The 14,561-nt window shown below is 54.0% G+C and carries 13 protein-coding genes; 1 reads left to right on the top strand and 12 read right to left on the bottom strand.

What is annotated here, in order from left to right:
- Nucleotides 1–71 precede the first annotated feature (71 nt).
- The 7 genes from NP589_RS20155 to NP589_RS20125 form a co-directional block, all read right to left on the bottom strand.
- Nucleotides 72–794, bottom strand: a complete 723-nt coding sequence (locus NP589_RS20155; RefSeq protein ID WP_256608574.1) for a pseudouridine synthase — start codon at nucleotides 792–794, stop codon at nucleotides 72–74.
- A gap of 65 nt (nucleotides 795–859) precedes the next feature.
- Nucleotides 860–2,407: a hydroxymethylglutaryl-CoA lyase-like TIM-barrel protein gene (locus tag NP589_RS20150; RefSeq protein WP_256608573.1), complete on the bottom strand. Its 1,548-nt coding sequence runs from the start codon at nucleotides 2,405–2,407 to the stop codon at nucleotides 860–862.
- 462 nt (nucleotides 2,408–2,869) lie between these two features.
- A complete protein-coding gene (locus NP589_RS20145) occupies nucleotides 2,870–3,391 on the bottom strand; it encodes a DUF1097 domain-containing protein (protein WP_256608572.1) in 522 nt (173 codons plus the stop codon).
- A gap of 345 nt (nucleotides 3,392–3,736) precedes the next feature.
- Nucleotides 3,737–4,519 (bottom strand): hypothetical protein, encoded by a 783-nt coding sequence (locus NP589_RS20140; protein WP_256608571.1) that lies wholly within the window; start codon nucleotides 4,517–4,519, stop codon nucleotides 3,737–3,739.
- A gap of 214 nt (nucleotides 4,520–4,733) precedes the next feature.
- A complete protein-coding gene (gene pedC / locus NP589_RS20135; protein WP_256608570.1) occupies nucleotides 4,734–5,543 on the bottom strand; it encodes a lanthanide ABC transporter permease protein PedC in 810 nt (269 codons plus the stop codon).
- Nucleotides 5,540–6,277, bottom strand: coding sequence for a lanthanide ABC transporter ATP-binding protein PedB/LutE (gene pedB, locus NP589_RS20130; RefSeq protein WP_256608569.1), 738 nt, complete (start codon nucleotides 6,275–6,277; stop codon nucleotides 5,540–5,542). The genes pedC and pedB overlap by 4 nt, the downstream gene beginning before the upstream one ends.
- A complete protein-coding gene (locus tag NP589_RS20125; protein WP_256608568.1) occupies nucleotides 6,274–7,236 on the bottom strand; it encodes a PQQ-dependent catabolism-associated beta-propeller protein in 963 nt (320 codons plus the stop codon). The genes pedB and NP589_RS20125 overlap by 4 nt, the downstream gene beginning before the upstream one ends.
- Nucleotides 7,237–7,773: 537 nt before the next feature.
- On the opposite strand from NP589_RS20125, the gene NP589_RS20120 reads away from it, so the two are divergent.
- On the top strand, nucleotides 7,774–7,980 hold the full coding sequence (locus NP589_RS20120) for a hypothetical protein (protein ID WP_256608567.1): 207 nt from the start codon (nucleotides 7,774–7,776) through the stop codon (nucleotides 7,978–7,980).
- A gap of 56 nt (nucleotides 7,981–8,036) precedes the next feature.
- Here the strand turns inward: NP589_RS20120 and NP589_RS20115 are convergent, their stop codons facing one another.
- From NP589_RS20115 to NP589_RS20095, 5 genes are all read right to left on the bottom strand, one after another.
- A complete protein-coding gene (locus NP589_RS20115) occupies nucleotides 8,037–10,169 on the bottom strand; it encodes a site-2 protease family protein (protein ID WP_256608566.1) in 2,133 nt (710 codons plus the stop codon).
- On the bottom strand, nucleotides 10,154–11,491 hold the full coding sequence (locus tag NP589_RS20110; RefSeq protein ID WP_256608575.1) for an efflux RND transporter periplasmic adaptor subunit: 1,338 nt from the start codon (nucleotides 11,489–11,491) through the stop codon (nucleotides 10,154–10,156). Before NP589_RS20110 ends, NP589_RS20115 begins: the two co-directional genes overlap by 16 nt.
- A gap of 7 nt (nucleotides 11,492–11,498) precedes the next feature.
- Nucleotides 11,499–12,266: an efflux RND transporter periplasmic adaptor subunit gene (locus NP589_RS20105; RefSeq protein ID WP_256608565.1), complete on the bottom strand. Its 768-nt coding sequence runs from the start codon at nucleotides 12,264–12,266 to the stop codon at nucleotides 11,499–11,501.
- Nucleotides 12,266–13,855 (bottom strand): TolC family protein, encoded by a 1,590-nt coding sequence (locus NP589_RS20100; protein WP_256608564.1) that lies wholly within the window; start codon nucleotides 13,853–13,855, stop codon nucleotides 12,266–12,268. The genes NP589_RS20105 and NP589_RS20100 overlap by 1 nt, the downstream gene beginning before the upstream one ends.
- Nucleotides 13,856–13,878: 23 nt before the next feature.
- Nucleotides 13,879–14,561, bottom strand: a 683-nt coding sequence (locus tag NP589_RS20095; protein ID WP_256608563.1) for a putative Ig domain-containing protein, incomplete at its 5' end; no start/stop codon positions are given.

The raw sequence follows: 14,561 nt of genomic DNA, 5'->3' as shown, positions 1-14,561 counted from the left end.
GCAACTAGAAGGTGAGCACGATTAAAAGCCCACACGAAACTTGCGACTTAATGGCAAACACATTTGCCCCCCTAGTTTGAAAATATCGACAACACCTGCACAAAACTGTCTTCCCGCGCTGCCTGCAAATGCAGAGTCTCGCCGGTTACCGGATGCGGGAAAACCAACTCGGTCGCGGCCAACATTAACCGACCCTGGCCGAAACGCTGAGCGAAATAACGGTTGTGGCGGCCACGGCCATGGTTGGCGTCGCCGATGATGGGGTGGCTGATGTGTTTCATGTGCCGGCGCAGTTGGTGTTTGCGGCCGGTTTCCGGGTAAAGCTCTATCAGGCTGTAGCGGCTGGTCGGGTGGCCTTCGATGGCGACCGGAATTTCGGTAATCGCCAGGCGCCGATAGCGGGTGCGAGCTGCGCGTTCCGCTTGCGGTTCGCTTTTTAGGCGCCGGTATTCCGGTTCGTCTGTTAGCGGATGGTCGATCAGTCCTTGTTCCGGCGTCCAGCCGCGCACCACGGCTTGATAGGTCTTTTGCACGTTGCCGGCCATCAGCGCTTTGCCCAGCCTACTGGCAGTCTGCGGGTCACGGGCAAACAGCAGCAGACCGGACGTCGGGCGATCCAGGCGATGCACGGGATAGACATGTTCGCCGCCGTTTAGCGCCCTGGCGTATTGCAAGGCAAATTCGGTTTCGTGTTTGTCGATGGGGCTGCGATGCACGAGCAAGCCAGCGGGTTTGTGAACCGCCAGCAGCCACTGGTCACGGTAAATCTCGGTGAGCGGATTTTCCTTGGACAATGGCTGGGTTAGGGATTGAATGGCGTTTGCTTTCGACTTGGCAGGCTACCGTTCCGGCGGATCGTCTAAGCTTGCGGGCTATTGGCCATTTCGTGGAGTTGGATGTTGATCAACTTAATCGTGGCCAAAATCCCGGCAAACACCTGGTTGACATGCACGCCCCGGGTCTTGCGCAATTCGTTGCCGCAATCCCAGGTAATCACGCATTCGGTCAGCGCGCTGGTGTGCCCCCCTTTGGGGATGCGAATTTCGTAATCGGCCAGGGTTGGTAAGGTGTAATCGTAATGTTGCAGTACCTTGCCTATGGCATCGATGAAGGCATCGAAGCCGCCGCTGCCGGCGCCAGTGGTTTGATGTTTCTCGCCTTTCACATCGACACGGATACTGACGGTAGACGGCAAATCCAGGCCGCTGTTGATCGAGCAAGCCAGCAATTTGATGTGCTGATAACTTTTGCTTTCCAGCACGTCGGCGATGATGAAAGGCAGATCGTCGGTGGTGATGGTCTGTTTGGAATCGCCGATACTGACGATGCGCGCCAATACTTTCTTTTGGTCTTCTTCGGACAAATCCAATTCAAGTTGTTCGAGATTTTTCTTCAACGACGCCTTGCCGCTCATTTTGCCCAAAGCGTAACTGCGAATCCGCGAGAAGCGCTCCGGCCCCAGTTTGGTTTTATACAAACCGCCTTTCTGGTCGCCGTCGGCGTGGATGCCGGCGGTTTGCGTGAACACGTCAGCGCCGACGATGGGCGCATTGGCGGCAACGCGCTTGCCGGAGAAATTTTCCACCATCTCGCTGATACGCACCAAATGGCTTTCGTCCACGGACAATTCCATCGCCATTTTATCGCGCAGTACCACCGCTACTTCGGCGATGGACGCGTTGCCGGCCCGTTCGCCCAAACAATTGACAGTGCAATGCACCGCGCTGACGCCGGCCCGCACCGCCGCCATCACGTTCGCGGTAGCCAAACCGTAATCATTGTGCGGATGGAAATCAAATTGCAGCGTCGGATAGCGCTGGCACATATCACTAAAGCTGGCGAATACTTCGTCAGGGGACATCACGCCCAAGGTATCCGGCAGCATGAAATGACTGATCGGCGTGTGTTGCAAGCGTTCCATCAGGCCGTAAACATAATCGCGGCTATCTTTGTAACCGTTGGACCAATCTTCCAGATAGACATTGATTTTCAAGCCTTGCTCGTGGGCGTAAGCAATGGTTTGCAGGACATCGGCGCTATGCTGATCCAACGTCTTGCCGAGTTGTTCACGGCAATGTTTTTCGCTGCCCTTGGCCAGCAGATTGATAACGCTGCCGCCGGTCGACTTGATCCAGTCAACGCTGCGGGTATGATCGACAAAGCCCAGTACTTCGACACGCTCGGCAAAACCTTCCTGCCGTGCCCACTGATTGATCAGGCTGACGGCTTCCTTTTCGCCTTCCGAAACCCGCGCCGAAGCCACTTCGATGCGGTCAACGCGCAAAAATTGCAACAAAGCCTTGGCGATGCTGACTTTTTCCATGGGCGTAAACGCCACGCCCTGGGTTTGCTCGCCGTCGCGCAGCGTGGTATCCATTAACTGGATGTGTCTTGAATGGGTAGACATGATTTTTTGTTTTTCTCGATGCGTCCTGTAGCTGTATCAGACCAAATGTGCTCCGTAGGCTGGGTAGAGCGGTAGCGAAACCCAGGGCTCAGATTTTTCGTAAATGGCCTTTGTGCATAGCGTCTTCCAAAGACTATCACCCAGATTAAGAGCAATCCGACTGTTTAATATTGAAAGGACCTAACTATGCGTAACTTGCCATTTTCCCCTAAAACAGAACGAATTGGCAATTTGTGGGTAGTTTGGACTTTGCTGGAAAGCCAAAGCTATTTTGCAATGCAGGAGGAAAGCAGCTCTCATGATCCTTCTTTGAGATCAAACAGACCCGTGCTGGATCGACGATTGAATGACCCAGTATCTTTTGATGATTAGGCGGAATTCTTAGGTTCCGCCTATGTTCGCTCACAAACCGAGGGCAACCGGCATTGCCAGTCACCCTGCCGATTCAAGCTAAAAAGCGGGCTACTCTTTAGTCCATCTGGCGGCTAGTTGCCCGGACAGCTGACCGAAATAAGTACCCACCACAATCGAGATCGAAATCACCAACAAGGGATTACTCAGCGACGCGCCGAACAGAACTTCTTGGGTCAACTTGTCCGGGGTTTGCAATAAATAGGCAAACGTGGATGAATAGCCCAAAACACTGGCAGGAATGGTCGCGAGCGCCGGAAAGTTAGCCGCCAGACACATCACCACCACCGCAAAGGTTACCGTGATGGCAGCCATCGCCGGAAAGCCCAGCGCGGTATCCGGCGAAATGCCGGTCAAAATAATCGCCGTTACCCAGGCCATGAATACGCCGAAAATGCCGCAGACGATAGTATTTTTTAAAGCTTCTTTAGTCGCGCCCAGGAAAAAATAAGCTGCCCAGGCGATGGTCGCGGCCCAGATAAAAAACACGCCGCTGGCCGGTCCGACCGCCAAAAATGTGGCAACGCCCGCCAAAACGCCGATACTTAAAGAAAGTGCTGTAAGTTTGTCCATTATTATCCCTCTGAAATTGCGCCTCATCGATAGTGGTATGCTCGATCATGCATTGAGGCAGCCCTGCAAAACCGAAATCCTTTTACGGTCAAGCAATCCGGCCTTGACCACTCCGAATGGTAGCAGAGAATAGACTCCAGAGGTACAAATGCTCTACTGGTTGGGTGTTCTATCTGGGAAAGGCGATCGGCCAGCGATTCGGATTTCTAGTCGTGCACCGGAAATGTCAGGTAGCGCTAGCGCGCAACCTGACCTACTTGGCTAAAACCCTTAAAAAACCGCCAACTCATTCGAGGGCTGACAGTTCAGAGTATTTGGGAGAGAAAGATCAGGCGCTAACAAGGTTTAGACAAGCCGCGCGGCAACACCGCGACGACTGTAGCCGATAAAACCGAGCATGGCTGACCCAAACAACCAAAAAGCGCTCGGAACGGGCACTGGAGCTGCAACGGCTGTGCGCGAAAATATATCCGAGCAAGTTGGGCTTTCGACTGCACACGCTGTTCTAGCGATTTCCAAAATACCTTCGGCGTTGACGAAGTCCACGAATACAGGGTCTCCGTTTTCATCCAATTCCCTTACCCTTACCGTACCTTGAAAAATCAGGCTCAATCCCGAATTATAAAACTCGTAGTTTCCGGCTGGCGCTACTCCATTTCTTGGGATAAAGGTGCCGAGCAAATACTCAAGGCTTTCGCCGGGACTCAAAGCGATATTCTGTTTGGTAAGGGTACTATCAAGGCTGAATTCGTAGGGCGCAGAAGAAGAGCCATTCGCCAGAAATGTGCCTTCAGGGAAGAAATCGGGCTCCAAAGAAATAGTATCCACTGAAACGAGCACACCGTCGTCTATGAAACTGGTTTGACCAGTATTTGAATCGTAATAAGAAAAGCTGGTTGGATAATTGGCCGGATTGATTCCAAAAGGCGGATTACCGCCACCAACACTGGAAAAAACCAGAGGATCCGATGTGGCGTCCAAACTTAGCTTCAACCAAACCGGAATATTGTCGGTCACATCGACGGTGCCGGTAGGTTGAACGAAAGACAGACTACCGCTATAGGCCGCCTGGGCATTGGGCAGCCAAACCAACGCTAACGTAGAAACAAAAAATCTTAACTTGGACATAACGTATTTCTCCAATTTACTAGCGTTTGAAAAATCATTTTTCGCGTGGGGTCTAATCTTTTAGCCTGATTAGGTTCTTGGCGGATAGCAGCCGGCATCCCTGATCCCTGATCATAACAAAATATTGCCGGGTTTATAGCAACAACACTTATTGCCGCGAGGGAAAAAAGGTGCTCTGACCAGTCACCTAAAAGATATTCGAGACAATTCGCTACTAATCTCCACCACCACCTTTTTTAACCATCATGCCTTTACTCGGGTTATAGCCCATGATCGCCGCGCCCATAAACAGCAAAAACGCGGCAGCGGTAAAGAGTAAGGCCTGTTGATTAAATTGCTCATATAAGGCAAAGCGGATCAATTCCACCGCTTGCGAGAACGGGTTGTATTGCGCCAGCGTATGCAGTACTTCGCTGGATTCCTTGATTTTCCATAAGGGGTACAAGGCTGTGGACATAAAGAACAACGGAAAAATCACGAAGTTCATCACCCCGGCAAAGTTCTCGAGTTGCTTGATGAACGAAGACAGCAACAAGCCCAACGCCCCCAGCATCATGCCGGCCAATACCAGAGCCGGGAGAATCCAGACATAGCCCATCAGCGGCGCCTGGATGTCGTACAGCCAAGCGATGCCCAAAAAGGCATAGGATTGCAACACGCCCACCGCAGTGCCGGCGATCAGTTTGCTGCACAACAAAAACCAGCGCGGCAGCGGGCAGACCATCAACATGCGCATACTGCCCATTTCCCGGTCGTAAACCATAGACAGCGAGCTTTGCATGCCGTTAAACAGCAATATCATGCCGAGCAGGCCGGGGGTGATATACACCTCGTAGAGAATATAAGTTTCGTAGGGCGGCGCAATGGCAATGCCCAGCGCAGCGCGGAAGCCGGCGGCGAATACGAACAGCCAGACCAAGGGTCGCACCAAGGCCGAGACAAAGCGTTCGCGCTGATGTAAAAAACGCAGTAATTCACGGCCAACGATGCCCACTGTCGCCCGCCAGTAATGTAATATTCTCATGCCTGCGGCCCCTGGGTCAGTTTTTGAAATACCTGGCCGGGATCGGCCCAACCGGTGGTCTGCAAGATCTCCGAGAGTTTGCCGCTAGCTTTGACTTGGCCCTTGTGCAGCACGATCAAGCTATCATCGGCGGCAATTTCGTCGATCAAATGCGTCGCCCACAGCACCGCGAGATTCTGCTGAGTAACCAAGTCATGCACATGGCTGACGATAGCCTGCCGGCTTGGCATGTCCAAACCAACAGTCGGTTCGTCCAGCAGCAGTAAACTGGGTTTATGCAATAAGGCGCGGGCAATTTCCACCCGGCGCTTGTGGCCGCCGTTCAATTGCCTGACCTTTTCGCCGCGCCGTTCGAACATAGCCAAACGCTCCAGCTCTTCCTGTATGCGTTTATCTGCGGCTTTGCGACCTATGCCGTGCAAGGCCGCGTGGTAGCGCAAGTTTTGCGTGACCGATAAGTCCGGGTCCAGGGTGGTTTGTTGAAATACCACGCCCAAGCGGGCCAGCGCTCGCAGACTTTGCTTTTTAAGATCAAAACCGCAAAGCTCAATCCGCCCTTCCCTGGCATCGTAAAGCCGGGTAATCAAGGAAAACAGCGTGCTTTTACCGGCGCCATTGGGGCCGAGCAAAATCGTGCATTCGCCGGGCTGCACTTTGAAACTCACGCCATCCAATGCTTTTTTCGCGCCGTAGGCAAAACTAAGGTTTTCAACCGCTAAGGCAATCTCGGTCATGGTTTAACCGCCACACCCCAAGGATAACGGCCCACCGCCACCGATTTAGTCACCTTGTGGCTTTCCAAATCAATAATCGACACATCGTTACTGACGCCGTTGGTGGTATACAGACGTTTTTGATCAGGCGAAAAAGCCAGATTCCAAACCCGTTGCCCCACCAATAAAAACTTTTCCACCTTAAAAGTTTGGGCATTGATCACAGCGACGCGATTGGCCGGTCCCATCGCTACATAACCATAACGGCGCTCCTTATCAATTGCGATCCCCACCGGCTGAATCTGATCGCTGCTGACGCCTGGCACGTCCAGCTTGATGTTCTGCACGATCTGTTTCGAAGCCGCATCGATGATGGTCAGCGTGCCGGCCATTTCCGAGGTGGCCCACAGTTGCTGGCTATCGGCGGTAAAGCTGGCGGCGCGCGGCCTTGGATCGACCAGGGTATTGTCGACAATCTTGCGGGTCTTGGTGTCTATCCAATGCAGCATGTTGGTGGTTTCCGACGCGCTGATCGCCCAGTTGTTGTCGGGACTGACCGCGATGCCTTCCGGTTCGACGCCAACCTTGATCTTTTCCAGGGCTTTCTTAGTGGCAATGTCGATCACCGTCACTTCGGCGTCGTCTTCGTTAGACACATACATGAATTTGCCGTCAGGACTTAAGGCAAAGGTTTCCGGGTCTTCGCCGGACGGCAGTTTGCCGATTTCCTTCAGCGTTTCGGAGTCGATCATGCGGATGGTGTTGTCGTCGCTGGTCGCAACGAACAAGGTCTTGCCATCCTTACTTATCGCTATTCCGCGTGGCCGCTGGCCGACCGGCACGGTTTTCACCAGCTTGCCTTCGACGGGATCGAGCACGGCAATAGCGTTATCTTTTTCCAGCGTGACGAATACGGTTTCGGCTTGCACGGCCGTAGCCAATAAGACGGCGGCCATTCCGGCCATTTTTATCGGGTGCATAAATTTATCCTTGGTATGCCTGATGTCATTTTACTGATCTAGTTGGTAACGAGAATTTGCGCTTCACTAACAAATCGATTTAGTCAGCGGAGATGTATAGCCATAACACGCCATTTCACAACAAACACTCTCTCCTAGAGTTGGGAAGTTTAACCTGAAGCTCGGCGGGATTACATCCTTTCGCCGACAGGGAAATTATCCCTATTTAACCCGGCCTTTGAATCTGGTCGCTCCCGCTTAAATGACCATGACGGCTAAAGGGAATCCGCCCAGGTTAATCGCAATGTCTTTTGCCTGAGTCGGGGCCCAGCTTGACCAATCACTTCACACCCGTGCTTTTGGCAAAAAAATCACTGCGACCTGTACGCCAGAACAATACCGACCTGACTACCATCAAGGCGAAGATATGCGCAACGCTCACCATTTGTTATTTACATCGCAAAATCATACAAAGAAAGTTGCCAAAAAACTTAATTTGGAATGGCAAGATTCACAAATGGCCGTCGATATTCACTTCGGACTAACAAGGACATAGAAATGAAATTTTATCTGATAACGGAAGACCAACTGGAAAACCTCGGAAAAAAGCACGATTCGCTGCTTAAAACCGGAACCCTGTGCGATCTTATGCTGGACATCGCAGCGCATGCCGACGATTTGCAAACCTTCGACGCGGCCTTGGAAATGGCCAACAGCGAACTGGATAGATTGGAACTGTTTTTCGACACCTGCGATTTAGTTTGAACCTATAAACGCTGGCTCTCTGAGTATTAAGGTTTGGGCAGAGGTGCCGCATTTGCTTAAAACCCGGATTCACGTACCAGCACCGACGCCACTTGTCGGACGAAGCGATGCAACAGACTAGTGGCAGGCGTATCCAGTCTGACACTACCACGCCTTTCTCCAGGAAAATGCGCGAGGTTCTGACTATCGGCCTCAGGCCTTAAGATGATGCGGTAAACGGCGCTTTCCGGCACCGCTTGCTGCTGCGCATCGGACCGGGCAGCAATAGCGCCCCCGTGCATCGAAGCCAACATCGCCGGGATCCGAGCAGCCCCACCTTGATCGATACGCTCCACCCGGCAATTTATGGGCGCCATTCCCGGTTGATCGGGATAAAACACCGCGCTGTCTGCCTGCCCCGCCGCCTGTAAATCCTCTTCGGCCACATAGGCTTCGATCAATTGGTTGCGCGGATCGGCCACAATCAATAAGGTTTCGCCTTCCTTTAACCACTGCCCCTCTTGCGCCTGCTCGTTTAAATCCAAAGCCAAACCGTCAAAGGGTGCTTGTATCGTTAACTGGGTTTGCTGATGCCGAAAACCGGCTTGCTTGGCGCCGGCCGACTCCAGTTCCTTCAACAACACCTGCCGGCGCTGATTCAAGTTTTGCTCCAAGCCCTGATATGCCAGTTGCCATTCGACCAATTGCCCTTCGAGCGAGGAATTGCGGGCTTGAAAATCCAGTTCACGCGAACTCAGTTGCGCCAATAACTCGCCGCTTTTCACCGTTTGTCCAGTTTTGACTTGCCAGGCATCCAGGCGCGCCGCGGTTGGCAAATAGATTTCGGCATAACGCTCGGCCTTAATCAGTGCCGGCACATTGACATGGCCTTGCCACGGCACAACAAAAACCGCTATGACTACAACTAGCAGCAACAGAGAAATTCGGCTCCGCGGCTGAGTCCAGACATCAGGCCCCAGTTTTTTCCAGGCTGCCAGTTCGGACCAGATCGGCCGCAGAATAAACCACCCCACCTCCACCGCCATCATCAACAGCCCCAGCAATTTAAAGAAAAAATGATAGACCAGTAGCGCAATGCCCAGAAACAGAAAGAAACGATACAACCAGGTGCACCAGGCATAGCCGATAAAAAACCAGTGCCAGCGTTGCGGTAACGATTCCGGCGGCGCCTGATCCAATCCAAACAGCAAGTGCCTTAAATGCCAGCGGTTATAGGCAAATGCCCGTGGTTGCAGATTCTCTATGCCCAGCCAGTCGGCCAACAGGTAATAACCATCGAAGCGCATGAACGGACTCAGATTGATAGCCAGTGTCATGATCCAGGTCGAGGTTGCCAATAAAAACACCCCGCTGCGCAATGGCCCGTCCGCCAGGAAGCTCCAGGCCAAGGCAGCAAACACCGCCAAGCCCAACTCGGCGGCAATTCCGGCCCCGGCAATAGCTACCCGTTGCCGACGCGAGCTGAGCTTCCAGGTTTCGCTGGCGTCGGTGTAAAGCATCGGATACATCACCATGAACGCTACGCCCATGGTCGGTACTCGGCAACCATAGCGATGCGCGGTCAAGGCATGGCCGAATTCATGTAGCGTCTTGGCCAACATTAAGGCCAAAAAATATTGAGCCAGCCCCGACCAGTTGAAAAAATGCGGAAACGTCGCCAAGAAACGTTCCCATTGCCGGGACAATAAGAACCCGGCCAGCAGCGCGCAGGCCATCAACAATACGACGAACCGCCCGCTGTAGATCCAGGCAACGCGTGGATAAAGCCAAGCCAGTAAGGCATCGGGTTTTAGCAAGGGAATTTTAAAAAACAGATAGTTATGCAGCAGCCATTGCGCCCAGCTTTGCTTGCGCATCGCCACCTGTTGCCGCAGCCGCTGCAACCCGGTATCGCCACTCAGCCGCAGCAGGTTGTTGTTCAACAAGAATTGGGCAAATTCACTGACCTGACTTGTATCGATATCTAAAGTGGTTTCCCGAGTCACGGCTTGCACAATCGCTTCCGTTTGCCCCAAGGCCCAGCGCGCCAGAATTTCGAATTCTTGCCAGCCGATCCGAAAAAACCGGTTATTGGCCGGATCATGCAATGTCCAGGTCGGCGCGCCATCGAATCCCTGCGGCCCGGGAAGACAATGCACCTCTTCGCGTAGCGGCGCCAGGGCTGGCGCCGTCTCTACAACCCCAGCCATTGCCGCACACCGGACAGCGGTCGCCGAAACAGGTAATAAAACAAGGTTACCCGTTGGCCGTAAAGTTTGGCTGTGCCTTTCAGGCCGATACGCGGCAATTGCTCTACATCCGCCAATCTGGCCTTGACCCTATACGCCAACACCTGATCGGTGCCGACTTCGGCCTGGTAGCTGAGCGAATACACCTCAGCATCCAAGGGGTGTTGCGGATCGATATTCAAAAACATTACCGCCTCGGCACCATCGGCCAATTCGATAAAATCGGCGACCGGCACCCGCATTTCCAATTCAACCTGTGCCGGATCGGCCAAATTCAATATCCGTTCGCCCAAGGCCACCGGCCGGCCGATCCAGTCGTGCACATCGCTGAAAATCGCCACGCCGGCATGCGGCGCCTTGATTTGCGAACGCGCCAATTGTTCCGCCAGATACTCCACCTCGGCGGCGTGTTGCTCCATCCGGCCTTTCAGCACCGTCATTTCCGCCTTGCTGTCGGCATCGAACATCGCTTGCTGGGCGGTTTTGCGATATTCGGCTTCAGCTACCGCCAATACTTTGCGCGACACTTCCAGGCGATTGGCAATATCGGTGTTTTCCAGCGTCAACAACAATTGCTCAGCAGCGACGGCTTGATTGGGTTGAATCTGAAATGTGTCGACCACACCTTCCAGAGGTGCGCGAATCACCGTAGGTTGGGCGGCAATCACTTCGGCTGGGGCCAACACCGACAGTCGTACCGGAATCAATAACAGTAAGATGACCGCCAAGGCCCAGCGTTTAAGAGCGACGGGCGTGTAAAGACCTCGCCACCAAGGTTTACGCGGCTGTAAAGTCTGCCAGGCATGGGCATAGGCATCGCTCAGCTCGGCCAGCAACACCGCTTCGCCCTCCTGCCAAGCTTGCTCACGCACCAGCAGCCATCCGCCCAGTGTCCGCCCCTGAACTTTCAGCGGCAGCCATAGACCGAACGCCGGCAGCCATTGCTGCCACTCGGCTTGCAGGCTCTCCGGCAAATCTGTGGCTTGCAATAATTGGTAGGCGGAATGGTTGTCGGTTTGAAACTGCCGCCGACAAACGCCATTCAGCCAAACAATATAAGGAGCCTGCGCGTCGAGTTGGGCGATGCCGGATACCGCCGCCACCGGCTGGGTCGGCCTATCCAGCCACAGTGCCGCCTGACGGTATTCCACCAAACTGCGACTCTCGTTGACGATGACAAAACCTAGAGCGGCTAAATCCTCGGCGGCACGTGCCTTGCGTTGTAACTGTAATAGCAGTGCCAGCCCTCGCAACTGGCGCTGCTGAGGGTCTTCCTGTTGCACAGCCAAATTAATGCGCCTTATCCGGGAATAGCGCCCGGCCGCTCATGCCCGCCAGCAACTCGGTATGTTTGCCGGTCACCCGACCCGTAATCGAGACCGTTTGACTCACCGGATCGATACGAGCCCCTAAAATCACGACCTCAGCCGGATAATCCCGGTCCAGCTCGTCGATATGCACCTTAAATAACTGCTTTGGTTTTAACCAGCGCAGCCACAATGACGGCACGATTAATTTGATTTCCAGCTGGCTATCGTCCAACACATCCATGATGGGATCGCCGACCTTTAAATGTTGATGTTCATGCGCCTTCAGCACGGCCACTCGGCCATCGAATGGCGCATGGATCCGGCATTTTTCCAGCCCGGCCTTGGTCAGCGCGATGTCGGCCTTGGCTTCGCCTAACTTAGCTTTGGCCACGTCAACTTCCAGAGAACTGACCGATTCCAGTTGCGACAAGCGGGAGTTGACATCATAGGTCTTGCCGGCACCATCAGCGGTCGCTTGGGCTTTTTGTAACTGTGCCTGCTGAATTGAACAATCGAAACCTACCAGTACCTCACCCTTTTTGAAGCGTTCACCTTCCCGTACAGACAAGTCTTTAATCACGGCCGCCACTTCCGCAGATAGTGTAGTTTCGTTGCGCGGCGTAAGTTGGGCGCGAATTTCGGTTTCCACGCCAGGGTTTTGAGCGGGAGCCGGTTCGGCCAACGCATTAGACAAAAACAAGCCCGGCAATACGGTTAGCGTCCAGGCATACAAGGATTTTTTCAGCATCACGATTTGCCTGCCCCTGTCGCCGTTTCACTGGTATTTTCCGGCTGCGGATCGTCAGTCGCTTGCACAGGATAATGCCCCTGGTTCCATTCCTGATCGATGGCTTCTATGGCATTGGCCAAGGTATCCACCGAATCATCGGCCATGGTCGCCGGCAGCGGATCGAAACCCAAGGAGACATATAATTTACCCAAGGCATCTTGAGAATCGGCATAGGCCTGACGGCGTTGTAATTCCGACAATACCGAATCGACCGACACCCGAATCCGTTCCACGGAACTCATCGCTTCGGTCAACTCGCTATTGAGAACATGGTGATGAATTTTTTGGTTAACGTCGTCCAGTTCCGAGCTACGTTGGTATTGCTTGTCCGCCAAGGCCAGCTGTTGTTGTGCCAGATGAACCTGAGTCAGAATCGCCATGTGCGCGGCCAAGCGCCGCGAATGCGCCAAGGACTCTTGCGTTTCAGCGGTAGCAATCGCTTGCGGCGCGGAGAGCAATTCGAACAGGTTTTTGGAAATCTGCGTACCGATCTCCCCCCAACTTTGATTTAACAGATAGGAGTTGGAGTCGTAATTACCGCCCAACTGCACCTCCACGCCGGGCAATAAACGCAGCATGGCTTTTTTAACTTCGGCGGAGCCGATGCGGGTTTGATACATTTCCTGACGCAGCTCCGGCCTCAGCTGTAGCGCTAAATCGCCCATTTTGTCTATATCTAGCTGCGGTTTAACCACCTGCGGCCAGGGGTTGACGCTATCGTCAGCCAGTTTAAAGTCCTGATTGGGCGGCAAATTGATCAAACCCGCCAATTCGGATTTGGCCATTTGTTGCTGCTCCAGCAGCCCTTCCAGGCGGCGAACAATTTCCAGCAAACTTTTTCGATACCGCAGCGCGTCCAGCGGTGAACGTAGTTTTTCGGCCTCGGCTTGCTCGGCTAGCGCCAGCGCATGTTGCGCCTCTTCAAGTACCGGCTGAATTCTGGCCGTCATCCGCTGTGCGCTCAACGCCCGCCAGTAGGCGCTACGCACGTCCTTCATTAAATTGTGACTGACTTTGCGCCGGCTTTCGGCAGTCACCAAGGCCTTGTTGCCTTCCTGCTGCGCGCGGAAATAGCTGACGCCGAAATCCAGAATGTTCCAGCGCAGGCTTAAATCGCCCATGAACCGGCTACGATCCTGGGAAGTAGAGGTTTCTAACGATTCCCTACCGGTGGAGATGGATCGGCTGTTGGAGGCATTGTAATTATCCCGACTTCTATATCCAGCCGAGGCCACCACATCCGGCAGCAAATCAAAACGCGCCAAGGTGGCCTGACCTTCCGCCACTGCACGTTCCATCATTTTCACCCGGTGATCCAGATTATATTTCAACGCGCGCGACATGGCCTGATACAAACTAAGCGGCGCTGTCACCGGCTCCTGCTGCTGAAACAACTTGGCCTGATCGCTGCCGATCTGGCTCTGCCGCTCTTGCTGGGTCAGCGGCGACGGCGCCAGCGAGCAACCGTTCAGTAATACGGCGCTAATAGTCAGCGCCAGTACACTAGGGACAGACCGATTAACCGGTAAGAAAAGATATTTAGCCATAACAAGTTCCTGTTTCAATGAATTCATGCGGCATCCCGCGGTTCGGCGAACACGCGCGCCAGATTTTCCAGCAAGGCGTCGGCATCCTGATGCGTGCGCTGTGTACCGAAGCCTTGCAGCTGCGCGCTAAGCGGCATTTTGCCCAGTTGGGCGCGCGGTTCGCCGCCGACCGGTCGGCTCTGATTAGGTCTGCCCTGACCACCTCGACCTTCCTGCCCACCCGGCCTGCCTTCGCCGTTTTGGCGCTGCCCCGGTTGTTGAGGTTTCAACACTACGGTAATCACAGTCTGATTACCCTTACCGTCGGTCGCGGTGATTTTGACAACGGTTCGTTCGCCGCCGCCTTCCTTGAGGCTTAATCTGCCGGTCCCGGAATCGAAGCTTACCCAGGCCGGCAGACTACCGCCGTTGGCTTGTGCCGCCTGAAAACTGACGCCGGTACTGGTGTCCAAACCCAACAAGGCTTCTGCGGGCATGGTGAAACTATTGTTGCTACCGGTATCGAGCTGCGCCTCCATTTGCAGCGAAGTGGTTTGCGTACTGGTGGACGACGTACCCGAGTCGCCGAAACTGCTCGAGAAAATCGAAGGACCGAAACCGAAGCCACCGCCAGTACCGTTACCTAAGCTGTCGCCCAAGCCTCCGCCTAGTCCGCCAGCCGAGCCGCCCGTGCTCAAGGCGCCGGAGCCGCCCGATCCGCCGCCTG

Origin of the sequence: Methylomonas rosea (assembly GCF_024505055.1) — a bacterium.
GTDB classification, from domain to species: Bacteria; Pseudomonadota; Gammaproteobacteria; order Methylococcales; family Methylomonadaceae; genus Methylomonas; species Methylomonas rosea.
This window is presented reverse-complemented; position numbering and strand designations above follow the sequence as displayed.